General features: G+C 65.8%; 21 protein-coding genes. 8 read left to right on the top strand and 13 right to left on the bottom strand.

Annotated elements, in window-relative coordinates; all coding sequences use genetic code 11:
- Positions 1 to 2: 2 nt before the first annotated feature.
- The 3 genes from E5673_RS00615 to E5673_RS19510 form a co-directional block, all read right to left on the bottom strand.
- On the bottom strand, positions 3 to 1,376 hold the full coding sequence (locus E5673_RS00615; RefSeq protein WP_136188540.1) for a glutamate--cysteine ligase: 1,374 nt from the start codon (positions 1,374 to 1,376) through the stop codon (positions 3 to 5).
- Between the two features lie 73 nt (positions 1,377 to 1,449).
- Positions 1,450 to 2,199 (bottom strand): 16S rRNA (uracil(1498)-N(3))-methyltransferase, encoded by a 750-nt coding sequence (locus tag E5673_RS00610; protein WP_136188539.1) that lies wholly within the window; start codon positions 2,197 to 2,199, stop codon positions 1,450 to 1,452.
- Positions 2,200 to 2,438: 239 nt separating this feature from the next.
- Entirely contained in the window at positions 2,439 to 2,600 is a 162-nt protein-coding gene (locus E5673_RS19510; RefSeq protein ID WP_168711538.1) for a hypothetical protein, read from the bottom strand.
- Between the two features lie 82 nt (positions 2,601 to 2,682).
- On the opposite strand from E5673_RS19510, the gene ubiA reads away from it, so the two are divergent.
- The 3 genes from ubiA to E5673_RS00590 are packed head-to-tail and all read left to right on the top strand — an operon-like array spanning position 2,683 to position 5,788.
- On the top strand, positions 2,683 to 3,624 hold the full coding sequence (ubiA, locus tag E5673_RS00600; RefSeq protein WP_136188538.1) for a 4-hydroxybenzoate octaprenyltransferase: 942 nt from the start codon (positions 2,683 to 2,685) through the stop codon (positions 3,622 to 3,624).
- 9 nt (positions 3,625 to 3,633) lie between these two features.
- The gene (locus E5673_RS00595; protein WP_136188537.1) at positions 3,634 to 4,980 is read left to right on the top strand and encodes a TldD/PmbA family protein; all 1,347 of its coding nucleotides are present in this window, start codon (positions 3,634 to 3,636) and stop codon (positions 4,978 to 4,980) included.
- A 43-nt stretch (positions 4,981 to 5,023) separates the two neighbouring features.
- Positions 5,024 to 5,788: a 3'(2'),5'-bisphosphate nucleotidase CysQ gene (locus E5673_RS00590; RefSeq protein WP_056066675.1), complete on the top strand. Its 765-nt coding sequence runs from the start codon at positions 5,024 to 5,026 to the stop codon at positions 5,786 to 5,788.
- Positions 5,789 to 5,794: 6 nt separating this feature from the next.
- On the opposite strand, the gene E5673_RS00585 is transcribed toward E5673_RS00590, so the two are convergent.
- From E5673_RS00585 to E5673_RS00575, 4 genes are all read right to left on the bottom strand, one after another.
- On the bottom strand, positions 5,795 to 6,928 hold the full coding sequence (locus E5673_RS00585; protein WP_247599498.1) for a hypothetical protein: 1,134 nt from the start codon (positions 6,926 to 6,928) through the stop codon (positions 5,795 to 5,797).
- Between the two features lie 230 nt (positions 6,929 to 7,158).
- On the bottom strand, positions 7,159 to 7,329 hold the full coding sequence (locus E5673_RS19505) for a hypothetical protein (protein WP_168711537.1): 171 nt from the start codon (positions 7,327 to 7,329) through the stop codon (positions 7,159 to 7,161).
- A gap of 4 nt (positions 7,330 to 7,333) precedes the next feature.
- Positions 7,334 to 8,041 carry a hypothetical protein gene (locus E5673_RS00580; protein WP_136188536.1) on the bottom strand — a complete coding sequence of 236 codons (708 nt, stop codon included), beginning with the start codon at positions 8,039 to 8,041 and terminating at the stop codon, positions 7,334 to 7,336.
- A 5-nt stretch (positions 8,042 to 8,046) separates the two neighbouring features.
- On the bottom strand, positions 8,047 to 9,258 hold the full coding sequence (locus E5673_RS00575; RefSeq protein ID WP_136188535.1) for a toxic anion resistance protein: 1,212 nt from the start codon (positions 9,256 to 9,258) through the stop codon (positions 8,047 to 8,049).
- A gap of 152 nt (positions 9,259 to 9,410) precedes the next feature.
- Here E5673_RS00575 and E5673_RS00570 point away from each other — a divergent pair, with 152 nt between their 5' ends.
- The 3 genes from E5673_RS00570 (at position 9,411) to typA (ending at position 13,771) form a co-directional block, all read left to right on the top strand.
- Complete coding sequence (locus E5673_RS00570; protein ID WP_136188534.1) at positions 9,411 to 10,424, top strand: zinc-binding alcohol dehydrogenase family protein; 1,014 nt, start codon at positions 9,411 to 9,413, stop codon at positions 10,422 to 10,424.
- A gap of 434 nt (positions 10,425 to 10,858) precedes the next feature.
- The gene (locus E5673_RS00565; RefSeq protein ID WP_136188533.1) at positions 10,859 to 11,836 is read left to right on the top strand and encodes a hypothetical protein; all 978 of its coding nucleotides are present in this window, start codon (positions 10,859 to 10,861) and stop codon (positions 11,834 to 11,836) included.
- Between the two features lie 90 nt (positions 11,837 to 11,926).
- Positions 11,927 to 13,771 (top strand): translational GTPase TypA, encoded by a 1,845-nt coding sequence (typA, locus tag E5673_RS00560; protein ID WP_056051990.1) that lies wholly within the window; start codon positions 11,927 to 11,929, stop codon positions 13,769 to 13,771.
- 420 nt (positions 13,772 to 14,191) lie between these two features.
- Here the strand turns inward: typA and E5673_RS00555 are convergent, their stop codons facing one another.
- On the bottom strand, positions 14,192 to 14,848 hold the full coding sequence (locus E5673_RS00555; RefSeq protein WP_348769878.1) for a L,D-transpeptidase family protein: 657 nt from the start codon (positions 14,846 to 14,848) through the stop codon (positions 14,192 to 14,194).
- Positions 14,849 to 15,061: 213 nt separating this feature from the next.
- Between E5673_RS00555 and E5673_RS00550 the strand changes: the two genes are divergently transcribed.
- On the top strand, positions 15,062 to 15,466 hold the full coding sequence (locus E5673_RS00550) for a hypothetical protein (RefSeq protein ID WP_132737344.1): 405 nt from the start codon (positions 15,062 to 15,064) through the stop codon (positions 15,464 to 15,466).
- A gap of 108 nt (positions 15,467 to 15,574) precedes the next feature.
- Positions 15,575 to 15,895 (top strand): DUF3297 family protein, encoded by a 321-nt coding sequence (locus E5673_RS00545; protein WP_136188531.1) that lies wholly within the window; start codon positions 15,575 to 15,577, stop codon positions 15,893 to 15,895.
- Positions 15,896 to 16,026: 131 nt separating this feature from the next.
- Here the strand turns inward: E5673_RS00545 and E5673_RS00540 are convergent, their stop codons facing one another.
- The 5 genes from E5673_RS00540 to E5673_RS00520 all read right to left on the bottom strand — a co-directional run bounded on the left by E5673_RS00540 (position 16,027) and on the right by E5673_RS00520 (position 25,189).
- Positions 16,027 to 17,895 (bottom strand): ABC-F family ATP-binding cassette domain-containing protein, encoded by a 1,869-nt coding sequence (locus E5673_RS00540; protein ID WP_136188530.1) that lies wholly within the window; start codon positions 17,893 to 17,895, stop codon positions 16,027 to 16,029.
- Between the two features lie 442 nt (positions 17,896 to 18,337).
- On the bottom strand, positions 18,338 to 19,354 hold the full coding sequence (locus E5673_RS00535) for a cell wall hydrolase (protein ID WP_136188529.1): 1,017 nt from the start codon (positions 19,352 to 19,354) through the stop codon (positions 18,338 to 18,340).
- A 286-nt stretch (positions 19,355 to 19,640) separates the two neighbouring features.
- Complete coding sequence (locus E5673_RS00530; protein ID WP_031393111.1) at positions 19,641 to 20,438, bottom strand: LytTR family DNA-binding domain-containing protein; 798 nt, start codon at positions 20,436 to 20,438, stop codon at positions 19,641 to 19,643.
- Complete coding sequence (locus tag E5673_RS00525; protein ID WP_082441718.1) at positions 20,435 to 21,580, bottom strand: histidine kinase; 1,146 nt, start codon at positions 21,578 to 21,580, stop codon at positions 20,435 to 20,437. Before E5673_RS00525 ends, E5673_RS00530 begins: the two co-directional genes overlap by 4 nt.
- Before the next feature lie 138 nt (positions 21,581 to 21,718).
- Entirely contained in the window at positions 21,719 to 25,189 is a 3,471-nt protein-coding gene (locus E5673_RS00520) for a TonB-dependent receptor (RefSeq protein ID WP_136188528.1), read from the bottom strand.
- Between the last annotated feature and the right edge of the window lie 195 nt (positions 25,190 to 25,384).

Below are 25,384 nucleotides of genomic sequence, written 5' to 3'. Positions count from 1 at the left end.
AGTCAGAAGCTGGCTTCGTCGTAGACCTTCGAGACGTCGCCGTTCCACGCGCCGTTATAGCGCTCCAACAGCACCTCGGCCGGCACCTTGCCGCTCCGCACGATCTCGCGCAGCGGATCGAGGAAGCCTGTCTCGTTATCGCCCGCCCGGTTGAACCGCGCGCGCGCCGACAACCCCGCACCGGCGATATCGAGCACTTGGCCCGCGATGTCACGCAGCTTCCCGCCGCCCGCGATCGGCGCGTTCAGCGCGAGCTTCGGCACCGCATCGCGCAACGCCTGGCGCTCGTCGATCGTCCAGTCCTTGACCAGGTCCCACGCCGCATCGAGCGCACTCTGATCGTACAGCAATCCAACCCACAGCGCCGGCAGCGCGCAGATCCGGTTCCACGGCCCGCCATCGGCACCACGCATCTCGAGGAAGGTCTTCAACCGGACCTCGGGGAAAGCGGTCGACAGATGATCGGTCCAGTCGTCGAGCGTCGGCTTCTCGCCCGGCAAAATGCTCAGTTCGCCCTTCAGGAAGTCGCGGAACGACAGCCCGGCGGCATCGATATACTTGCCCTCGCGGTAGACGAAGTACATCGGCACATCGAGCGCGTACTCGGCATAGCGCTCGTAGCCGAAGCCATCCTCGAACACGAACGGCAGCATGCCCGTGCGATGCGGATCCGTGTCCGACCAGATATGGCTTCGATACGACAGCATGCCGTTGGGCCGCCCTTCCGTGAACGGCGAGTTCGCGAACAGCGCGGTCGCCAGCGGCTGGAGGGCGAGCCCGACGCGGAATTTCTTCACCATGTCCGCCTCGGACGCGTAGTCCAGGTTCACCTGGATCGTGCAGGTCCGCAGCATCATGTCGAGGCCCATGCTGCCGACGCGCGGCATGTGCCGCAGCATGATCGCATAACGCCCCTTGGGCATCGTCGGCAGTTCGGCACGCGTCTTGTCCGGCCACATGCCGAGCCCGAGGAAGCCGATGCCGAGCTTCTCGCCCGCCGCCTTCACCTGCTCCAGATGGCGCCCGGTCTCGGCGCAGGTCTCGTGCAACGAGTCGAGCGGCGCGCCCGACAGTTCGAACTGGCCTGCGGGTTCCAGGCTGATGCTGCCGTCGGGACCCGACATGGCGATCGCGTTTCCGCCCTCCATGACCGGCTTCCAGCCATATTGCTCTAGCTCGCCGAGCAGCGCGCGGATGCCACTGGGCTCATCATAGGACGGCGCGTGGTGATCGCCGTTCGCATAGACGAACTTCTCGTGCTCGGTGCCGATCCGCCACGCGTCCTTCGGCTTCTCGCCGCCCGCGAAGCTGGCGATCAACTGGTCGCGCGACTCGATCGTCGGGCTGGTCTTTTTCGGAGCGGGAATCGTCGTCATCGCCGCGCCTTACGCGTCGATGAACGAGGGTGCTAGAGGGTATCCGGACCAATCGGTAGCAATGTCGTATCGATCATTCGCCGCGCCAATCTCCCGCCGCCGCCATCCACAAGGCAACGGCCGCCCCTGCCGCGGTTTCAGCGCGAAGAATCCGCGGCCCCAGCCCGATCCCGACCGCGTTCGGATGCGCGCGAATCGCCTCGCGTTCGTCGGCATCGAAGCCGCCTTCGGGCCCGATCAGTATCGCCGCCGGACCGGGCCGAGACCGCATCGCCTCCAACGCCGACACGCCGCCGGTCTCGTCGGCAAAGAACAGCGCGCGGTCCTCGGGCCAGTCGCGGAGCAACGCGGCGAGCTTCACCGGTTCGGCGACCTCGGGCAGCGCGGTGCGCCCGCATTGCTCGGCCGCCTCGATCATCTGCGTGCGCAGGCGCTCGGTATTGGGCTTGTCGACGATCGTCCGCCGGGTGACCACCGGCTGCAGCCTAGCGACGCCAAGCTCGCACGCCTTCTCCGCCATCCAGTCGACCCGGCCCTTTTTAAGTGGAGCGGCGCAGAGCCAAAGATTGGGCACGCCCTCGCGCGGCCGCAGCAATTCGGTGACGTCGAGCACCAGATCCCGCTTGCCGACGCTCGAAGCGACGCCGAGCCATTCGCCGGTCCGATCGTCGAACAGCTTCACCGGATCGCCAATCTTCATCCGCATCACCCCGACGAGGTAATGCGCGGCGGGACCGTCAACGTGAAGCGGACCAGGCGCGAGGAGGCGATCGACGAAAAGGCGCGGCGTGGACTGCGGCGGCCAGGCGGGAGTTGCAGGCATAGCTCGCCTCTAGCAAATCCTCCCCGGCACGGGGAGGGGGACCAGCGCAGCTGGTGGAGGGGGGCTTCCACAGGCGTCACGCCAGCGTTTAGCGTCTTCTACAAGGGTTCCGGCAAGTGTCTCGCCTTCGATCAGCGTATCGTACGCGGCGATCCCCCTCCACCCTTCGCCGATGGCGAACGGTCCCCCTCCCCGTGCCGGGGAGGATTTGCATTTCCCTCTGAAGGGGCGGGGGCGGTTCACGACTTCCGCCGCACCCACATTTTTCGCGCGACCACCCACGCAACGACCAAAACCACGACCCCAAGGATCAACACCCCCGCGACCGCGCCGGCAACCCGAAAAATACCCCAGAATAACGCCTCGACGAAGCGGCCTACCGCGACCGAAAGGCCGATCATGCTGGAGGGTCCGAACGCGTCACGCCCCACCGGTACCCGGCAAAGGCTTGCGCGCCAAACCCCGTCTTCCTACGCCCGCATCATGCAGACCAAGCCGAGCCACGCTGAAATCGTCCCCGACAGCGAGCACAGGGGTTTAGTCGGCCGCCTCCCGCCAACCCTCCGCGGCCTCGCGCTGCTCGCCCGCTTCGACCGCCCGATCGGCTGGTGGCTGCTGTTCTGGCCAGGCGCCTGGGGAGTCGCGCTATCCGGTGGCGCAGTCGAGCGCTGGGACCTGATCCTCTGGCTCCTCCTCGGCAGCATCGCGATGCGCGGCGCAGGCTGCGTCTTCAACGACATCGTCGACCGCGACCTCGACACGCAGGTCGCCCGCACCCGCGCCCGACCGATCCCCAGCGGGCTCGTCTCGATAAAGCTCGCCTGGATCTGGCTCGTCGCACTCTGCCTGGTCGGCTTTGCGGTCCTCCTGCAACTCACCTTCTTCGCCGCGATCGTCGCACTCGCCAGCCTCGCGCCCGTCGCCGCCTACCCGTTCATGAAGCGCATCACCTGGTGGCCGCAGGCGTGGCTCGGCATCGTCTTCTCCTGGGCGCTGCTGGTCGGCTGGAGCGACATCGCCGGCGCGCTCGATACCCCGATGTGGCTGCTCTACGCCGGTTCAATCGCCTGGGTGATCGGCTACGACACGATCTACGCGCTGCAGGACCGTGAGGACGACGCGATAATCGGCATCCGCTCGTCCGCGCTCCGCATGGGCGCGCACGTGAAGGCTGGCGTCGGCATCTTCTACGTCGCCGCCGTCGCGTTATGGGCCGCAGCCTTCTGGCAAGTCCGCCCCGACCCGCTCGCGATCGCCGCGCTCGTTCCTGTCGCGCTCCACCTCGCCTGGCAGGTCGTGACGCTCAAACCCGACACGCACGAGGGCGCAGGCACCGCCGCACTCGCCCGCTTCCGCGCCAACCGGTTCGCCGGACTGCTCATGTTCCTCGCCTGCGTGGTTGTCGGCACGAGCCTGCATCCCTAACTCGCTGATATGCTGACCCCAGACCAAGCCCGCGACCGCGCCCACGACATCGTCCAGCGCGCGAGGGCGGCAGGCGCCGACGCCGCCGACGCAGTCTTCGCCGCCGACGCCGCGCTCGACGTGTCGATCCGCCTCGGCAAGCTCGAGGATATCGGCCGCTCCGAAAGCGAGGACCTGGGCCTGCGCGTGTTCGTTGGCCAGCGTTCGGCCAGCGTTTCCACCTCCGACCTCTCGACCGCCGCGATGGACGCACTCGTCGAACGCGCGGTCGCGATGGCGCGCGAAGCACCCGAAGACCCCTGGGCAGGCCTGGCCCCCGCCGATCGCCTCCTCCACGGCATCACCCCGATGCTCGGCCTCGACGACGGCGGCGAAGCCAGCCCGGAGCAACTCCGCGACGCCGCGCTCGAAGCCGAAGACGCCGCCCGCGCCGTCCCCGGCGTCTCGAACAGCGAAGGCGGCGGCGCCAGCGCCTCGCGCAGCGTCTGGGCGTTAGCCACCAGCCACGGGTTCGCCGGCGCCTATGCCGCAACCGGCTACGGCGTGTCGGCCAGCGTGCTCGCAGGCGAAGGCGGCAACATGCAGCGCGACTACGCCCACAGCAGCGCCCGTCTCCGCACGCATCTCGAATCGCCCGAAGCGATCGGCCGCCGCGCTGGCGAACAAGCCGTCGCGCGCCTCAACCCCGGCCGCCTCGTCAGCGGCCCCACCACGATCGTCTACGATCGCCGCGTCGGCGGATCGCTGGTCGGCCACATGCTCGGCGCGATCTCGGGGCAGGCGATCACGCGGAAAACGAGCTTCCTCCTCGACTCGCTCGGCAGCCAGGTGTTCGCGCACGGCATCACCATCCGCGACGATCCGCACCGCCCGCACGGCCTGCGCTCGCGCCCGTTCGACGGCGAAGGCCTGCCCGTCTCGCCCAGCGACATCATCGAGGACGGCATGCTCGAACGCTGGCTGCTCGACTCCGCCTCGGCGCGCCAGCTCGGCCTCGAACCCACCGGCCACGCCGCGCGCGGAGTCGGCGGCGGTCCCGGCGTATCGACCAGCAACGTCTTCATGGAGCCCGGCCATGTGCCGCTCGAAACACTGATCGCGGACATCGAGTCGGGCGTCTACGTCACCGAACTGATGGGCGGCGGCGCGAACGGCGTGACCGGCGACTACAGCCGTGGCGCAGCGGGCTTCCGGATCGAGAACGGCCAGATCACCACGCCGGTCGCCGAGTTCACGATCGCGGGCAACGTCAAGGACATGTTCCTCGCGATGACCCCCGCCAACGACCTCGAATTCCGCTACGGCGTCAATGTGCCGACGCTGCGCGTGGAGGGCATGACGGTGGCGAGTGGCTGAGCGGCGGCGCGGGCCCGAGCGCTCGCCGGCATGGCTGCGCGCTATGGCGGACGCGGTAGCGAGTATCGCCGCAGAGGCTGGCGCAATGGCGCTCGACCGCTTCGACACCGACTTCCAGCGCTGGGAGAAGACCCCCGGCAGCCCGGTCTGCGAACTCGACATCGCGATCGACCGGATGCTCAAGGCGCGGCTGTCGACGCTTCTCCCCGAGGCCGGCTGGCTGTCCGAGGAAACCGCCGACAACGCCGACCGCCTGGCCCACGACCTGCTCTGGGTCGTCGACCCGATCGACGGAACGCGAGACTATATCCGCGCCAGGCCCGGCTGGTGCGTCTCGGTCGCGCTAGTCGACCGTGGCAAGCCGGTGATCGGCATCCTCGAAGCGCCGTCCCGCGACGAACGCTGGCACGCGGTCGCAGGGCAGGGCGCCACGCGCAACGGCATCCCGCTGAAAGCCGGCAACCGAACCGACTTCCCCGGTAGCCGGACCCCGGTGGACGCCCTCCCCAAAGCCGACCGAGACCTCGTCATGGTCCACAAACCCAACTCGATCGCCCTGCGCATAGCCATGGTAGCCGCCGACGAAGCCGACCTCGTAGCCACCCTCCGCTGGGGCAACGAATGGGACATCGCCGCCGCAATCCTCGTCGCGAGCGAAGCGGGTGCGGTGGTGACCGATGCACTCGGTGCACCGCTGATCTTCAACAAGCCGCGCCCGCAGGCGTTTGGGGTGCTCGTCTCGACGCCGGGGATACACCCAGCCGCGGTCGCGCGCCTGGCGGACCGGGCCCGCGCGATCAACGGCTAGTGCCGGTCAGCGACTTGCCGTTATCGTCGTATCCGGCAGCGTCAGGTCGAGCACCTCCAGTTCGCCGGGGCCGGCCCGTCTATTGATCAGACTGCCCTTAGGCGTTTGATACGTGCCGCGCAGCGAGAACCGCTCGACCCTGTAGACGCCCCGCGCGCCCGCCGCTCCGTCCGTACCCGTATAGCGGCGCGCGGATACCTGCTTGACCAGATACCCCGCCCACCCCGTCGACCGCGATCCGCGCAGGATCTCGGCATCGTCGGTCTTGCCATCGGGCTTGATCCAGAACCCGATATCGACCCATTGGATCGAGCCCACATCGGACGAGCTGGCCGACACCGGGTTCACGAGGTCGAATTTGGCGGCGGCGTCCCGTGCCGCCGCCTCTGCCGTCGGTTCATAGGGAGGGCCCCAGATCAGCACCGGTCGGGTCGACGTGTCGTGGCCGATCTCCCGGACCAACCGGTCGACCTGACCATCATCGGCACGTTGCGCTGCCAGTCGCAAGCGGACCACCCGCGACACCGATCGAAGCGCGGGGTCGGTCGCGGCGGGTCTTGCCTCGGCTTCGGCGAGAAGGCGGGCGGCCCCGGCGGGATCGTTCCGCGCGTTGGCCAGTTCGGCGCGACGCAATGTCGCCAGCATCGCCAACGTCGCGTTGCCGTCGGCAAGCGCCTGCCGTTCGACCGCGCGATAGGAAAGCTCGGCAGTGCGTCCGTCGCGCAGTGCCAGCCACATGTCGCCGGTGGCGAACGCGGCGGCAGTCACCGCGGGATCGTCGCGCGGTAAATTCTCGCGCAGCGTGCGAACTTGGCCACCTACCGCTTTCTTGAAGACATCCATTTCGCCGTCGTGCAGCGACACCGTCGCATAGGCTTCATATAGCGCCGCAACCGGCTTTGGCGCGATCGCGGCATTTTGCTTGTTGCGCGCAACCGCGGCAGCGAGTGTCCGCCTGGCCCGCTGATAGGCGCCTTGGCGGAATTGCTGTTCGGCAAACGCGATCGAGACCTGCGCATCGCGAAGCGGCGGGCAGCCTTGCTCGACGCAGGCCTGGTATGCTTCGTCCAGACGTTTGCCCGACACGATGATGTCGGGTGTAGCAGCCTGCATCGCCAGCACGAAAAGCAACCCGATCATGGTCCAGCCTCCGGATCTATCAGGCGACATCGTGCATGATTCGGATCAACGATCAAAGTCTAAATTCATCGGGTCTGATTACAGTTCGTGGCACGCGCTTGCGCTACTGCGCGCCATTTTTCTCGTATTCGATCTTATTTCAGAAACGTGCGCGTCGCGAGATTGTCGAGGTCGCTGAAAGCCAGACGAGCGCTTCTCATTGAAACACCGGCCGATCGGCGAAATGCCAGCTACCCGAGCACGCGTTTGCCCTTCGTGCGGCTGGTCAGGTGGAATTGTAGGCAGCGGTCGCACCGATAGGCCCTGAGCGGTACGCGTCCGATTTGCGCTACGATCAGCGCATCGGCTTCGGAGACGAAGCGCGCCTTGCGACGGCAGACGCTGAGCCGAGTGCGCTTCACCGCCTCAATCCTTGTACTTCATCTCCAGGAAGCGTCCGCGGGTCGACAGATTGTCGAGGTCGCTCTGCGCGAGGCGAGCGGTCATCTCGCCGATCTCCTGTTCGATCAGCTTCAGGCCGTCGACCAACTCGGCGTCGGGCGTGCGGCCGTTGCGCGGGGTGGTCCGGAGCGACGCTGGCACCTTCTCGTAATCCTTGACGAAGGCGGGGAGTTGTTCGCCGATCAGCTTCCGCACGTCGACCGCTTCCTGCGTGTTCGCGTCGAGCGTGGCGAGTTGCGGCGTCAGCGTTTCGAGGCGCAGGCCGATCCGGTCGACCAAGTTCATCGCCGGCGCGGGGAGGGCGGGGCGCTGCGCCTCCAGCCAGCGTTCGGTCTGCGCCGGCAACGCGCGAATGTCGACTGCCGCGAGCCGCTCCGGCGTCGGTGCGCGTTCCGCCGGCCAGACCGCGAACAACACCGTGGCGGCGACCAGCAGCGCCATCACCAGCATCGCGCCACCGATCCCGAGCGGCACGATCCAGCCGATCACCATCGCCGCGATCAGGATCGACACGTCCGCGACCGCGATCCGGGTCAATCGCTTGCCGATCGCCTGCGTCTGCCTCGCCCGCCCCCGCGTCGGCACGCGCGCGATCCCCGTGCCCGTCCGGTCGTCGGAAATGCGCGACCAAGAGGCGCGGGCGCTGGCGATGGCGTCGTCGACTTCGCTCACGAGGGTTACATCGCCTCCAGCTTGAACGGGCTGGCGGAAGGCCCGCCGAGCTGGCCTTGAGTCGCGCCTTCAGCCCGCGCGATATACCCACGGGATTTATCGACCTCGTTCGACAGCGCGCCAACCGTGACCTTCATCGAATCGAGCGCCTTCAGCTTGAACACGTCGATCGCGTCCATCGTATCGTAGATATTCTGGAACGCGCGTTGCAGCGTTTCCAGCGGGATCGTCGCCGACGCCGCCTGCTCATGGATCTGTGCGGTCTGCGATTTGAGCAGCTTGCCGGTCGAATCGATGATGTTCGCGGTCGTCGTGTTGAGCGCGGTGATCTGTTCCAGCACCAGCTTCTGGTTGGTCAGCGCCTGTGCCACCGTCACCGCGGTACGCAGCGCCGAGACGGTCGTGGTCGACGCGCGATCGACGCCCTTCACCAGCTCGACATTGTTCTTTTTGACCAGGTCGAGCGCGAGATAGCCCTGCACGGTCACCGCCATCTGCGTCAGCAGATCCTGCGTCCGCTGGCGCGTGTAGAACAGCGCGGTCTCGCGGATCGCCTTCGCCTTGGCGGGGTCGGTATGGTCGAGATCGTTGGCGACGTCCTCCAGCTTGGCGTCCATCGTCTTCGACAGATGGATCATCTGCTCGAGCTGGCCCATCGCCGCCCACAGGTTCGCGCGCTCGGTATCGATCGCGGCATTGTCCATCAGCAGCTCGTCCTTGCCCGAGCCGAGGCTCTTCAGGATCTGCGCGATGTGCGTCTGCGACGACTTATAGCCGTCGAAATAATTGCGCATCTTGCCACCGAACGGGATGATCCCGAACAGCTTCTGCGGCGCGGTGAGATTGCCCTTCTTGCCGGGATCGAGATCCTCGACGACGCGGCGCAGCTCGGCCAGGTCCTTGCCGACGCCGGTCTCCTGATCCATCGCCTTGACCGGGCGATCGAGGAAGCGGTTCGACTGGCCGGCGGCGTCGCGGATTTCCTTCGCGCCCATCGCGGTGATCGCGTCGACGCGCTTGCCGAATTCGGGCGAATTGACGTCCTGCGCGACGAGGTCGGTGACGAAGCCCGACACGCGCTCCTCGAGCTGCGACTTCACGCCGGCATCGACGGGCACCAGCCCGGACGCCTTCGCGGCCGCGACCGTGGGCACCGGATCGGGCGGGGTCAGCACCAGGCCCGGCTCTTCCGTCAGCGTGTTCGGGGTCGTCGCCATGCTCGTGTCTCCGTTCGGTGGGGCATCGTGGCTGCAACCCGCCCCGCATTCAAGTGGCGTATATAGATAATACACTCAGGCTTGCCAACTGCTCTCCTTGAAACCGGGCGGCCGCGTGGACAGCTTGGTCGCGCCATCACAGGAGTTCCAGCATGCGCGCCATCGGCTATACCAAGTCGCTCCCGATCGACGATCCGCAGTCGCTCGTCGATCTTGATCTCCCCAAGCCCGAGGCTATTGGCCGCGACCTGCTGGTCGAGGTGAAGGCGGTGTCGGTCAACCCGGTCGACACCAAGATCCGCCAGCGGCGCGAAGATTCGGACGGCAAGCCGCAGGTGCTCGGCTGGGACGCATCGGGCGTCGTCGTCGCGATCGGTCCGGACGTGACCGGGTTCAAAGTCGGCGATGACGTGTTCTACGCGGGCGCGATCGACCGGCCCGGTACCAATTCCGAATATCACCTCGTCGACGAACGCATCGTCGGGCACAAGCCGACGTCGCTCGACTGGGCGCAGGCGGCGGCGTTGCCGCTGACCTCGGTCACTGCGTGGGAGACGCTGTTCGACCGGCTCGACGTGCGCAAACCCGTCCCCGGCGCGGCGAACGCGATCCTGATCATCGGCGGGGCAGGCGGGGTCGGCTCGATCACGATCCAGCTCGCGCGGCAGCTCACCGACCTGACCGTGATCGCCACCGCGTCGCGCGACGAGACGCGGGGCTGGGTCGAGGAGCTTGGCGCGCATCACGTGATCGACCACCGCAAGCCGCTCGCCGCGCAGGTCGAGGCGCTGGGGCTGGGGGCTCCGGGGTTCGTGTTCTCGACCACGCATACCGACGAGCACATCGCCCAGATCGGCGAACTGCTCGCGCCGCAGGGCCGGCTGGCGCTGATCGACGATCCGAAGACGCTCGACATCGTGCCGCTCAAGCAGAAGTCGATCTCGGTCCACTGGGAGCTGATGTACACGCGCTCGCTGTTCCAGACCGCGGACATGGGCGAGCAGGGGGTGTTGCTCGACGAAGTCGCGCGGCTGGTGGATGCGGGGACGATCCGGACGACGCTCGCGGAGAATTTCGGGACGATCGACGCGGCGAATTTGCGGCGGGCGCATGAGCGGATCGAGAGCCACACGGCGAAGGGGAAGATCGTGCTGGAGGGGTTCTGACACCACCCTAGTCATCCCCGCGCAGGCGGGGATCCATACTGGCTGGCCGTGAGATACAGCCAGCAGCCTCCTGAGAATATGAGTTCCCGCCTCCGCGGGGATGACTTGCAAGGGTGTGCACCACCCCGGCGGAGGCCGGGGCCCAGTTGGGGGACGTCGCTAACGGATGGCGGCACGTCGTTATTTCCACCTTCCAAATGGGCCCCGGCCTTCGCCGGGGTGGAATGGAGGGTGGGGCGCTGCAGGTCGTCGCCACCTCACGATCCTCCCCCGCAAGGGGGAGGTGGCAGGCTCTTGCCTGACGGAGGGGGAGGCGCGCGCCAACCTCTGCTCCGTATCCTCCCCCTCCGTCCCCTTCGGCGACACCTCCCCCTGGCGGGGGAGGATTGCAATATCGGCTTTGGCGCCCCGGCAAACACGCGATACTCTGCACCATGCTCCGTCCGCTGATCCTCGCGCTCGCCCTCCTCCCCGCGGCGACCACGAATCGTCCTCCACCAGCCGACCCGCTAACCGCCACAATCCACACCGAAGACGCCGACCGCTTCGCGACCCTCTTCGCCAAGACCAAAGGCAAGCCCACCGCCGCGCAACTCAAGCGCGACTATCTCGACAAGGGCAGCTTCGGGATCGGCGTCTTCACCCCCGGCCGGATCGTCGACGCGGACAATCTCGCGCGCGCCATCGCCGCAAACCCCACCCGCTACGCGCAGGCGATCAAGACCTGTCTCCCCTCCGCCAAGGCCGCCACCGCCGATCTCCGCGCGATCTATCTCGGCCTCCACGGCGCACTCGCCGACGTGAAGCTCCCGCAAGTCTATATAGTCTTCGGCGCGAACACCTCCGGCGGCACCGCCAAGCCCGGCGCGCAGGTGCTCGGGCTCGAGGTGCTGTGCCGCATGTCGCCGACGCCCGAGAAACTCCGCCAGACGCTCCGCCATTTCTTCGCGCACGAGACGGTGCATTCGTTCCAGCAGGACGCCGGGATGACGCTCGCCCGCGACCCGCTGCTCACCGCGATCCTTGTCGAGGGCGCCGCGGACTTCATCGCGCAACTCGTCACCGGCGAGGAGCCCGATGCCGCCCGCGCCGCCTGGGCCACCCCGCGCGAGGCCGAGCTCTGGCGCCAGATGCAGGCCGACATCGCGCTCACCCGCAAGCTCACCGACAAGGACGATCCCGAGGAAGGCTCACCCGAAGCCAAGGCCTATGCCCGCTGGATCGGCAACTACTCCACGCCGCCCGCCGGCTGGTCGCCCGAACTCGGCTATTGGATGGGGCTGAGGATCTGGCAGCGTTACTATGCTGCCGCACCCGACAAACACGCCGCGCTAAGGGCAATGCTGGCGGTCCGCGATCCCCGTGCTATTCTCGCCGCCGGAACATACAAGCGCCGCGGAGGTTCCCTCTAAAGGCGACGAAATCCCGCTGCATCTTCCCGCGGCGCAACAATTACGCTATGGCGCGCGCCAACCCCGTTCCTCGATCAAGAGAATACATTCATGAGCCTCCGCAACGTGGCGATCATTGCGCACGTCGATCACGGCAAGACGACGCTGGTCGACCAGCTCTTCCGCCAGTCCGGCACCTTCCGCGACAACCAGCGCGTCGAAGAGCGCGCAATGGATTCGAACGACCTCGAAAAAGAGCGTGGCATCACCATTCTCGCCAAGCCGACCTCGGTCGACTGGACCCCTCCCGGTGAGTCCGAGAGCATCCGCATCAACATCGTCGACACGCCCGGCCACGCCGATTTCGGCGGCGAAGTCGAGCGCATCCTGTCGATGGTCGACGGCGTCGTCCTGCTGGTCGATTCGTCGGAAGGCGCGATGCCGCAGACCAAGTTCGTCACCGGCAAGGCGCTCGCGCTCGGCCTGAAGCCGATCGTCGTCGTCAACAAGGTCGATCGCAACGACGCGCGCATCCAGGAAGTGCTCGACGAAGTGTTCGACCTGTTCGTGTCGCTCGACGCGAACGACGACCAGCTCGACTTCCCCGTGCTCTACGCATCGGGTCGCAACGGCTATGCCTCGACCGACATGGACGCGCGCGAAGGCACGCTGATCCCGATGTTCGAGACGATCGTGAAGCACGTGCCGCCGCCCGCCGTGGAAGTCGCCGGCGTGCCGTTCACCTTCCTCGTCACGCTGCTTGACCGCGATCCGTTCCTCGGCCGCGTCCTCACCGGTCGCGTCAATTCGGGTACCGTGAAGACCAACCAGGCGATCCACGCGCTCGATAACGACGGCAAGATCATCGAGACCGGTCGTGCGTCCAAGATCATGTCGTTCCGTGGTCTCGAGCGCGTTCCCGTCGACGAAGCCAAGGCCGGCGACATCATCTCGCTCGCAGGTCTCTCGGTCGCGACGGTTGCCGACACGATCGCCGACATCACGGTGACCGAGCCGCTGCACGCGCAGCCGATCGATCCCCCCACGCTGTCGATGCGTTTTGCCGTGAACGACTCGCCGATGGCGGGCCGTGAGGGCAGCAAGGTGACGAGCCGCATGATCCGCGAGCGCCTGTTCCGCGAAGCCGAGTCGAACGTCGCCGTGAAGGTGACCGAGGCGGCCGACAAGGACAGCTTCGAAGTCGCCGGTCGCGGCGAGCTTCAGCTCGGCGTGCTGATCGAGACGATGCGCCGCGAAGGCTTCGAACTGGGCATCTCGCGTCCGCGCGTGCTGTTCGGCGAGGACGAGAACGGCAAGAAGACCGAGCCGTACGAGACCGTCATCATCGACGTCGACGAGGAGCATTCGGGCACCGTCGTCGAGAAGATGAACACGCGTAAGGCCGAACTGACCGACATGCGTCCGTCGACCGGCGGCAAGACCCGCATCACCTTCTCGGCGCCGTCGCGCGGGATGATCGGCTATCATGGCGAGTTCCTGTCCGACACGCGCGGCACGGGCATCATGAACCGGCTGTTCGAGAAGTACGGTCCGCACAAGGGCGCGATCGAAGGCCGCAAGAACGGCGTGCTGATCTCGAACGGTTCGGGCGAGGCGAACAACTACGCACTGGGTCCGCTCGAAGAGCGCGGCATCCTGTTCGTGGGCCACGGCGAGGCGCTCTATGAGGGCATGATCGTCGGCGAGAACGCCAAGCCGGACGACCTCGAGGTCAACCCGATGAAGACCAAGGCGCTAACCAACTTCCGCGCGTCGGGCGGCAAGGACGACCAGGTCCGCCTGTCCCCGCCAAAGCGCGCGACGCTGGAGCAGGCGATCGCGTACATCGACGACGACGAGATGGTCGAAGTCACGCCAAAGTCGATCCGCCTGCGCAAGCGTTTCCTGGATGCCAATGAGCGCAAGCGCGCTAGCCGGGCTAAGCAGAGCGCCTGAGGCCAGCAAAGGCGAAGCCGGCTGAGCCCTCAGGCGCTCGGCCGGCCTCGCTCAAGCGAGGTCCGACGACGCGGCTTTGCCGTGTCGCGCTGGCTAGGAAATGAAGAAGGGCCGGGGGGAAACCTCCGGCCTTTTTCTGTTTGTGCGCGAAAGTCAGAACAAACCCAATTCTTCCCCCCTCCCTGGAAGGGAGGGGCCGGGGGTGGGTCGGCTTCCGCATCACGGCACGGCTGCGGCCAAAGCTGGCCGACCCACCCCCAACCCCTCCCTTCCAGGGAGGTGGGAATGGCGGCCTTCACGGCGATGTGGCGAACTAAACCCAGTCCAGGAACTAAAGGATCCTCTCCCATCGGGAGAGGAAAAGACGCCAAAGGCGGCGAAAGGTGAGGGCACGGCGCACAACCGCCCAACCCCCCACCCTCAAGCAGCAGTAATCCGCCCACCCCGTTCCAACATCTCGCCACTCGTCACAATAACCCGATCCCCCAGCTTAACCTGCTCGAAGATCAACTTCGCAAACGCGGTAGGCACCCCAACGCACCCATGCGTAGCGTACTTCCCATCCATCAACGCGCTGCCGTGAATCGAAACCCCATCGTTAGTCAGCCGCATCATGTACGGCATCGGCGCCCCGTACAGGTTCGACACATGATGCGCGTCCTTCTGCGTGATCTTGAACACCCCCAGCGGAGTCGGCTTCTCGTCCGCGCCGTAGATCACCGCCGCCGTCCCGATCTCGTACCCGGCGCGAAAGATCGACAAGGTCTGCGCCACCAAGTCGACGGTAATCACGATCGGCCCCTCCGGCACGCCCGCCGTATCCCAATAATACGCGCCATGTCGCAAAGGCTCCGGCACGTTCAGCACCCGCTTCACGACATACGCATCGGCCGGTTCCTCAGCAGCGACCGCAGCCGGCTTCGGCGCCGGCTTCGCAACCGGTACAGCGACCTGAGCCACCCGAGCAGGTGCCTCGACCGCCCGCACCTTCACCGGCGACCCGGACAGCGCCAGCCCACCGATCAGCACCGCACTCCCGCCGAGCACGGCAAAGGCGATCGCTCGCGTCGTCATCATCCTGTCCATCGGCGCACCCTATCCGATATTCGTGAACAATACCCAGCCGGGCCGAGACTCCTGTGTCCTCGACCGGGACTCCAGCTATACCGTGGGTTAACAAGCCGTTCCGAACCAGTTCAGACCGAATCACCTAAATCCTGAAACACGGTCGGACACTTATGCGTTTGTCCCAAGCGGACCGGGCGTAACTAGTAACGGAGTTCGGAAGAGATGAACGGATTTTTCAAGAAAGCAGGCCTCGGCGTAGCACTCGCCGCAACGGCTCTGACGGCAGCAGCACCAGCCGACGCGCAGCGTTGGGGACGCGGCGGCTATGGGCGCGGCTACGGCGGCGGCTGGCACGGCCATCGTGGCGGCGGCAATGCAGCCGGCGCAGCGGTGCTCGGTGGCATCCTCGGCCTCGGTGTGGGCGCGGCGATCGCCAGCAGCAACAACCGCAATCGGTACTATGACCGCGGGTACTACAACGGCGGCTATTACGCGCAGCCACCGGTGGCCTATTACAGCCCGCCGGTGCGGACCTACTACCGCGAAGATTACCGCCCGCGGTGCTGGAACGAGTGGCGCGTCGACCCCTATTACGGCGACCGGGTCGCGGTGCAGGTCTGCAGCTGATCCGATCACACGATCGCACGGAGGCGTCGGGAGCAATCCCGGCGCCTCTTTTGCGTCCGGTGCCTTTTTTCTGGCGCGTGCCCAGTGCTTGCCGCTAGACGCGCGACCATGACCGACACGCCAAACACCCCCGAGACCGAAGCCGCCGCCACCCCGGCCGCAACCGGCGACACGCCCCCCGATCGCCTGTCGATCAACCAGCGCAGCCCGTTCTTCCAGCAGGACCTGCTCGAACGCGGCATCGGCATCCGCTTCAAGGACAAGGTCCGCCACGACGTCGAGGAATATTGCATCTCGGAAGGCTGGATCCGAGTCGCGCTCGGCAAGAAGGTCGACCGCAACGGCAACCCGCTGACACTGAAGCTGGTCGGCCCAGTCGAGGCTTGGTTCGAGCGTCCGGCAGCAGGCGCGGACACTAACGAGGGCTGACTCGATCTTCCCCCCTCCCTGAAAGGGAGGGGTCGGGGGTGGGTAGGCCAGCTTGAGCCGCAACCGCCTGAACACGCGGAACCCGACCCACCCCCAACCCCTCCCTTCCAGGGAGGGGCGTAAGGAGAGGGTTAAGCCTCCACGCCCTCCAGCGCTTCGCTAGCCTCCAGCCACTTCGCCTCGCTAGCCTCGAGCTTCGCATGCACTTCTGCGCGACGCTTGCTCAGATCCCCCATCGACATCCGCGAGAACCGCGGCTCCGCACTCGCCGGATCGACCATCGCGCGGTCCAGAGCATTGCGCTCCTTGGTGAACTTCGCGGTCTGCTCCTCGATCTCGCGCAAAGCCTTGCGCAAAGCCGCGTCGTTGCTCTTCGCCTCGGCCGCAGCCTTCTTGCCCGCCTTCTTGTCGGCCTTCGACGCCGCATCGCCCTTGCCGCCATCGCCCTTCAGGACGAACGCGATGTAATCGTCGAGGCTGCCGTCGAATTCCTTCGCCGTTCCGTCGTCGACCAGCACCAGCCGATCTGCGGTCAGCTCCAGCATATGCCGGTCATGGCTAACCAGCACCACCGCGCCGGTATACGCGTTGAGCGCCTGCACAAGCGCCTCGCGCGCATCGACGTCCAGATGGTTGGTAGGCTCATCGAGGATCAGCAGGTGCGGCGCGTCGCGCGTGATCAGCGCCAGCGCCAGACGCGCCCGCTCGCCACCCGACAGCTTGCCGACCCGCGTCGTCGCCTTGTCGCCCGAGAAGCCGAACCGCCCCAATTGCGCGCGCACGGCAGCCGGAGTCGCGCCCTTCATCAGATGCGACATATGCTCGATCGGCGAATCGGTCGGATCGAGTTCCTCGACCTGATACTGCGTGAAATACCCGACCTTCATCTTGCCCGACGACGACATCTCGCCGTCCATCGGCGTCAGCTGTGCCGCCAGCAGGCGCGCGAGCGTGGTCTTGCCGTTGCCGTTGCGCCCGAGCAGCGCGACCCGGTCGTCGGGATCGAGCCGCATGTTGAGCCGCTTCAGGATCGGCACGTCGGCATAGCCAACGGTCGCCATGTCGAGCGTGATCAGAGGCGGACGCAGCTCGGTCGGGTTGGGGAAGCCGAACGACAGCGTCGGATCGTTGTAGCTCTCGGCGATCGGCTGCATCTTCGACAGCATCTTCTGCCGCGACTGCGCCTGCTTCGCGGTCGAGGCCCGCGCGGAGTTCTTGGCGATATATTCCTGCAGCTTCTCGCGCTGCACCGCCTGGTTGGCGCGCGCCGCCTCGATCTGCGCGAGACGCTCGGCACGCTGCCGCTCGAACGCGTCGTAGCCGCCCGGATACAGCGTGATCTTGCCGCCCTGCAGATGCAGGATGTGATCGACCACGTTGTTGAGGAAATCGCGCTCGTGGCTGACCACCACGATCGTCGCCTTGTAGCCCTTGAGGAAGTCCTCGAGCCACATCACCGCTTCGAGATCGAGATGGTTCGAAGGCTCGTCGAGCAGCAGCAGGTCGGGCTGCGAGAACAGCAAAGCGGCGAGCGCGACGCGCATCTTCCAGCCCCCTGAGAAGCTGTCGAGCGTCCGCGCCTGCATGTCCTCGTCGAACCCGAGCCCGAGCAGGATCTGCGCGGCGCGGGCGGGCGCGGTGTAGGCGTCGATCGCCATCAGCCGCTCGTACACGTCGCCGAGCCGGTCGGGATCCTCGCTGGTCTCGCTCTCGATCATCAGCGCGGCGCGCTCCAGGTCGGCTTCGAGCACGGTCTCGAACGGCGTCTTCACGCCGTGCGGCGCTTCCTGCGCGAGGTAGCCGATCCGTGCGCCCTTGGGCATGTCCGCCGAGCCATCGTCGGGCTCGAGCTGCCCTGCGATCACGCGCACCATCGTCGACTTGCCCGCGCCGTTGCGCCCGATCAGCCCGACGCGCGAGCCCGGCGGCAACGCGGCCGTGGCGCCATCGAGGATAACGCGTCCGCCCAGGCGCACCGTGATATTGTTCAGGTTCAGCATGGCGCTGCCGTTAGCAGATGCAGCATGGTTTTGCGAGGGTTGGGGTTTGCGCGTTCCGGGAGCCGAAGCTTCCGATCGAGCGGGGCTAGTTCCCCCGCGAAGGCGGGGGCCCAGGATCACAAACGCCACCGCCCGAGATCCTGGACCCCCGCCTCCGCGGGGGAACAAGAAGGGGCATATTGAGGCCCATGACCACTCCGCATGGCCACCACCCCGGCGAAGGCCGGGGCCCAGCTGGAAAGGTGGTCGTAACGAAGCGCGGTTCGCAGTTGGCTACGTCCCCCAACTGGGCCCCGGCCTTCGCCGGGGTGGGGCAGGTATTGGAATAGGGAGCCTCTAAAACTCCCTCCCCTTTAGGGGAGGGCTGGGGTGGGGCACCGCCCCGAGCGATACGTCCGCGGAAACGCCCCACCCCGACCCTCCCCTGAAGGGGAGGGAGCTATTAGGTTTCGTCCGACACTACCGCATCGGCGGCGTTACCGCTGCCGATCATCGCAGACGCCCGCCCACCAACGTGAACCCGGACCCCAGAAACCAACCGCGTCTGCATGACCGCCGCCCCCGCAATCGCCGAGCCAGAACGCAACACCCCCCGGTGCACCGTCACCCCGTGCAGCGCATCGGCCGGCTCCGCACTCGAGTCCGCAACGTCGTCCCGATTACCATAATGCACCGAAACGCCAGCAACCTGCGCCGCGACCGCCGCCACGCCACCACCGCTCGCCAAACCAACACCCCGAACCCCAGGCTCGACCCCGGCATAAGCCTGCCGAAACGTCAGCGCCCGCTCCAACGCCCCCTGCCAGCGATAGAACACATGCGCCCCGACCGTCGTGATCCGCGCAAGACTAGACGCCCACCAAGGCAAAATGCTCGTCGTATGAAACGACGTCGCCGCCCCAACCGGCGCATACACGCTGCCACCAAGCGCCGCCGCCGCCACCGCCCGCGCGCGGTCCCAAGCCCCCGGCTCCCGCGCCCGGTTCATCGAACCGTCGCAGGTAAAGCTGAACTGGCACCCGGTCCGCCGCTCGGCCCCCTGGTACACGACCCCGCAAACGCTGTTCGGAAAAGCCCGGTCACGCACCCGGTTCAACACCACCTGCGCCACAGCCCGCTGTCCATCCTCGGACTGCGACCGCGCCTCGTAATACACCGCCGCAGTCAGGCAGTCGGCTGCACGGCTAGCGTCATCGACAGAGTTCGAATTCAAAAACGGCGGAGCAACGAACGGCGTCGCAGCCGCAAACGGCGCATCCGGCGCTGCCGTCGCGATCTTCGCCGAGATGTCGTCGGGCACATGCAACGCCATCCGGCTCAGCAAGGCGCGCGAGTTCCGCTCCGGCTGGACCCGAGCGATCGCCGCCGGTCGATCCGCCGGCACGCACGACGTCGCCATCACCAAAGCGGGCAGGCTGATCAGCACATGCGGATAAAGGCCGTAACCCGACGTCTTCATCCCCTCGCTCTAGGACGCGGGGTTTAGGGACTGGTTAATGGCCACGGGAAACGGGGGAAGCGCTCGCTAACGAAGCGCACCCCCGTCATCCCGACGAAAGTCGGGACCTCGATCGGCAAGGACGGACGTGGAAGAGCACGCTCCTAAAAGCCCGCCCCGACCACACGCCCCGCGTCCGTCATCCTGACGAAAGTCAGGATCCAGGGTAGCAAGCGTTGCCCTAAATGACTCTGGATCCTGACTTTCGTCAGGATGACGGGGACGCGGCTAGACGACGGGCTCGAACTCAGTGAACGAACCGCGCCACCACATCACGATAAGACCGCGAAACCTTCACGCTCGCACCGGAATTCAACACCAGGAAACACTCGCCATTCGTATGCGGCTTGACCTGCTTCACCAGATCCAGGTTCACGATCGTCGACCGATGCACCCGCTGGAACCGGCGCGGATCGAGCCGCTTCTCCAGATCCTTCATCGTCTCGCGCAAAATCAGGGTATTATCGCCGGTATAGATGCACATGTAATCGCCGGCCGCATCGATCCGCTCGATCGTATCGACATCGACGCGGAAGATTTGTCCGCGATCCTTGATGTTGATGAGCTTCTCGAACCGGTTCGCGGACACCGCGTCCCCATCCGGCATGTCCGCCGCCGCATCCGGCGCGACATCGGCGAGCACTTCGCGCAACCGATCGACTTCCTCGACGCCACGCTTCTCGCTCAAACGCTGCCGAACCCGCTCGATCGTGTCGGCCAGTCGCGATTCCTCGACCGGCTTCATCAGGTAATCGACCGCCTGTGCCTCGAACGCACGCAAGGCATGGTCCGAATAAGCGGTGACGAACACGAACAAAGGCGGCTCGACCTCCATCAGGCCCTGCACGACGGAGAATCCGTCGAACCCCGGCATCTGGATATCGAGGAAGACCAGGTCGGGCTTGTGCGTCTTGATCGCGCGAATCGCCTCGCGGCCGTTCGAGCATTTTTCGATGATCTCGACGTCTTCATGGGCCTGGAGTCGGAGTTCCAGCCCCTGGATCGCCAGCGGCTCGTCGTCGACGAGAATGGTACGGATGGTCATGCGGCCTCTCTGTTCACGTCTTCAAGCTGATACGGAATCTCGATCTCGACCGAGAAGCCGCCAGCGGGCGTGGAGCGGGTTTCGAAACGGTGGTCGGGCCCATATGCCTGAGCCAACCTGTCTCTAATATTAGCGAGCCCCACGCCTGTGGATTGGCTTGAACCGATCCGGCCCTCGATCAAGCCCGGACCGGTATCGGATACGGCGATCTGCACGCGTTCCCCGGCGAGCCGCACTTCGACGCAGATTTCGGCGCCTTCCTCCTGCGGCGTGACGGCATATTTGATCGCGTTTTCGACGAGCGGTTGCAGCAGCAGCGAAGGCAGGCGGGCGCGTTCGGCGCGCGGATCGATGTCGAACTTCGGCCGCATCCGATCCTCGAAGCGCATCTTCTCGATCTCGAGATACAGCTTCAGCTGGTCCACCTCCTGCGCGACGGTGACGTGCGCGGTCGGTTCGTTAGCCAGCGTGTAGCGCAGGAACGACGACAGCCGGCTCAGCATTGCGTTCGCCCGCTCGGTCTGCTTGAGCAGCACCAAAGTCGAGATCGAGTTCAGCGTGTTGAACAGGAAATGCGGATTGAGCTGGTACCGCAGCATCGCCAGCTGCGCCGACGACGCCTGGTTCTCGAGATGCTCCATCTGGTCGATCTGCTGCTCGACGATCAGATAGAAGTTGATCCCGAAATACAGCGCCGACCACCCGAACAGCACCGTGAACGTGACGTACACCGACCCCAGCAGCCGCGTGAGCGTAACCCCCGGCGTCGCGGTCGCGATGAACGAGAAGGTGAACGCGTCGAGCACGGCGTACAGGAACGTCGCGGCGGCGAGCGTCGCGATCGTCAGGAAAATCCCGACCAGCCGGTTCATCCGGCGATACTGCCCGTACATCGTCGAGAGCAGCAGCGTAATGCAATATCCGACGATCGCCTCGACGATCACCGGGATCACCCCGTCGAGCGACAGCCCATTCGAGATCGACACGACCCCGCGCAACAGCAGATACCCGCTCCACCCGACCGCCTGCAGGATCCAGAACGCCCGCGCCTTGTTCTCGAAAAACGGCCGCGCGGTGAAGGGCAGGCGCCGGGTCGAGTTCAAGGCGGACGAGCCGGGGGGCGGGACGGAAGAATTAGCCATTGGCCCACCGTCTTACACGCCGCGCAAGGCACACGCAAAAGCCGAACGGTCTGGTCGGGCGCAAGGCCGCAAAACGAAAAAGGCCGCCGCATCCCGAAGGAAGCGGCGGCCAATTCGACCGATCAGGTCGGACGCGCTTTAGAACGTGAAGCGCGCACCGATACGGATCGAGTAGAGCGACTGGTTCACGTACACCTGGTCAGGCTGCGGCGTGAAGTTCGCGCTGCCGCCGACTGGCGAATAGCGATACTGGGCGCAGGCCTGTCCGGCGTTGGTCGCCACGGCGCCATAGGTGCCACCGGCAGGATTGGCCGCACCTGGCGCGATGCCGGTCGGCACCGCGGTCTGCAGGCACTGCACGCGGACCACCGGGGTGTTGTACGGGAAGACGTACTCGCGCTGCTGGCCCCAGTTCTTGTTCAGGAAGTTCGTGAAGTTCTCGATGTCCGCGAACAGCGTGACGCGCGAGCCGCCGACGAAGGTCGGAATTTCCTGCGCGACGTGAAGGTCGAGACGCGTGAACCACTTCGAGTTGAAGCCGTTGCGCGGCGCAGTCTTGCCACGATACTTGCCGAGACCCGACGAGTCGATGAACGCGTTGACCGCATCGCGGACTGCGGCGCTGCTGTACGAAACCTTCGCATCGTCCAGTGTCGGCACGTACATCAGGTAACGGTTGCCGCCTGTGGTCGAGTTCGAGCTGACGCCAGTGGTACCGAATACCGACGCGCGGCCGCTGCCGTTGTTGCCGAAATCCTGGAACGTGTAGCTGAACGGATGCCCGATCCGCGATTCGCCGAACAGCGCGAACGTGGTCTTGTAGTCCCCGAAGAAGGCGTGGTCGTAGTTCACGCCGTACTTGAAGAAGTACTTAACCTGGTCGTTCGAGATGCCATAGGCAACGTTGTTGGGATCGACGAATGCACCGTTCGAATAGTTCGAACCCGCGGTCGACGACGTTGCCGGCGCTGCGTCCTTGACGTCTTGGTACGTGAAGCTGCCGTTGATGCTCAGCCCCGAATCCCATGCCTTGTCGAGACGCGCGACCGCGATGTAGGCGCGGCCCTTGTTCGTGTTGGTCAGCAGGATGTCGGTGTTGGTGTTGGTGCTCGTCGCACCGCCATCGATCAGGTTCTGGTAGCGCTGGCGGCCGTCCGGGGTGAGCGAACCGGCGATCGGCACCGAACGGATGTCGGTGAAATACACCTGGTTGCGAACCTTCGAGTACAGCAGGTCGGCACCGAATACCCAGTTGTCGCCGAGCGGGCCGAGGTTTGCACTATATTCGCCCGTCAGCGTGGCGCGCCACTGCGACGGGATCTTGAAGTTCGGGTCGAGCGCATTGACCGTCGAGTTGGCCGGAACCGAACCACCCGTCAGGAACGTGTTGGCCGCGGCTGGAACCGACGTACCGGTAACGCCGGTCAGAAGGGCCGAGGCGGTGGCTGCCTGCGTGGCAGCCGGGGTGCCGGCCGGGAAGCCGTTGAACCCGGTCGCCGTGCGGCTGACGCTGAACGAGTTGGTCAGCACGCCGGTGTTCGAGAAGCTGTTCGACACATAGACGTCAGGGGTGCCGCCGCCGAAGACACCGCCGCCGCCGCGGATGCTGATACGCTGCGATGGCTTCCAGTCGAAGCCGGCGCGCGGCTGGAACAGGTCGAACCCGGAGATGTTCGCGCTGTTGTTGTTGATGTTGATGCGCTGGCCGTTGACGATCGCACCGTTCGCATAGCGGCTGGCGAAGGCAGCGCTGAGCGGCGGATTGTCGTCCATCGCATACAGGTCGTAGCGTGCGCCGAAGCTGACGTTCAGCGTCGGCGTAACCTTCCACGAGTCCATCACGCCGAACGTGTAGCTCTGGTAGCCGAACTGCGCGGCGGCTGCGTTCGGATCGAGCGCGGCCAGGCCGTTATTGCCGACGATCGCGTTGCCGTACGCAAATGACCCTGCATTGCGGTTCTGAAGGTCTGCGATCGAGTCGAAATAATAGCTGCCCGCGCTGTTCTGCAGGAACGAGTTGAAGATCGATACGCTCGAGACTTCGGTGAAAACGCGAACGTCATGGTCGTTCATGGTCAGGCGCGCCTGGACCAGGCCACCCCATGTCTCGGTGCGCAGTTCGTTGGTCTGGCGCGAGCTGTCAGGACCGAACGACACGGTGCCGGCGTTGTTCTCGCAGGCGGTCGGCGAGACGGTCAGACCCGCTGTCGCGGCCGTGCTCGTCGGGTTGGTGCAAACACGGAACTGCGCGAAACCACGGCCGAGTAACGGATCCTGGATACGGGTGTAGTTCTTGTAGAAGCCGCGGACTTCGGTCGAGAAGCTGTCCGACCATTCCGAGTTCAGCTGCGCAACACCGGTGTGCAGGCGGTTGCCCTGGATATAGGCGTTCGACGCCAGGCCCAGACCGGTCGGTGCCGTCGGGAACGTGTTCTGCAGCAGGTTGATGGCGTCGTTGGCGTAGGTGTAGGTCAACGACAGACGCTGCTTGTCGGTGATGTTCGCGTCGATCTTGGCGACGACGCGGTCGTCCTTGTCGCCGAGGTTACGCAGCACGCCGCCGGTGTCGTAATTGTAGACCGACTTCGCGATCGCGCTGATCTGGTCGACCTGTGCCTGGCTGATGCCCAGGATGCTGGTGCCGGCATTGTTGTCGGTCGGACCTTCGGCGATCGGACGGCCACCGCGGAGGCGCTCGCCGGCGACCATGAAGAACAGCTTGTCCTTGATGATCGGGCCCGACAGCTCGGCGCCGTAGTTCTCGGTCTTGAAGTTGGGGACGCTGACGCGCAGGTCCTTGGTGCGCTTGCCGACGAACTCGTCGCGCGACTGCGAGTAGAAGCCGGTGCCGTGGAAGTCGTTGGTGCCCGACTTCAGCACGATGTTGATCGCGCCGCCCTGGAAGTTGCCCTGGCGCACGTCATATGGTGCGACCTGTGCCTGGAACTGGCCGATCGCATCGAGCGGGATCGGCGAACGGCGGCTGGGCAGGCCATCGCTGTTCAGGCCGAAATTGTCGCTGACCGACACGCCGTCGACGGTGAAGCGGTTATAGCGCGCGTTCTGGCCGGCGAACGAGACCGAACGGCCGCCCGAGGGGCTGTCGTCGAGGCGGGCGAACGGATCGCGACGCTCGAGATCGCGGATGTCGCGGTTGACCGAAGCGATGTTGGCGATCTGGCGCGCGTTGAGGACGGTCGTCGGCCCCTGCGAGATAGACCGCGCGTTGGGCAGGCTGGCGGCGGTCACGACGATCTCGTCGGCGCCACCAGCAGCGTCGGTGGCCAGATCGATCGGAAGATCGAACGCCTGCGCGACGGTGATGTTGACGTCGGTGACCTGCTTGCTGCCATAGCCGGCTGCTGCGACGGCAACGGTGTAGGGGCCGCCGGGACGGAGGCCGTTGACGTTGAACGTGCCCGATGTGTCGGTGGTCGCGGTCGAGCGCGAACCGGTCGAGGGGCTGGTGATCTCGACAGTCGCGCCGTTAACCGGCGCGCCATTCGCGGTCACGGTGCCGCGGATCGAGGAGGTGGTTTCCTGCGCGGACGCAGTCATCGGGGCGATCAGCGCAATCGCTGCCGCACCCAGGAATAGGTTGTTACGCATTGAAGTTCCCCTTTGAGCTTCTGCTCGAGATCCGCGACTTTTCGTTCGGCCTGCCGCGCCCCTGCACGCCGGATATTTCGGTTCTGTGACATTGGCGAGTCGGGAAGTGTCACAGACACACTCGGTCATGGTGCGTTGCAAAAAAGCCACGCAATCGAACCCTTTCGGGGTAGCCGGAACCATTGTGGGGGAGTG

It is taken from the genome of Sphingomonas sp. PAMC26645 (assembly GCF_004795835.1).
Lineage (GTDB): Bacteria > Pseudomonadota > Alphaproteobacteria > Sphingomonadales > Sphingomonadaceae > Sphingomonas.
Note: the sequence above shows the minus strand (reverse complement) of the source record. Positions and strands in the feature narration are given on the sequence as shown.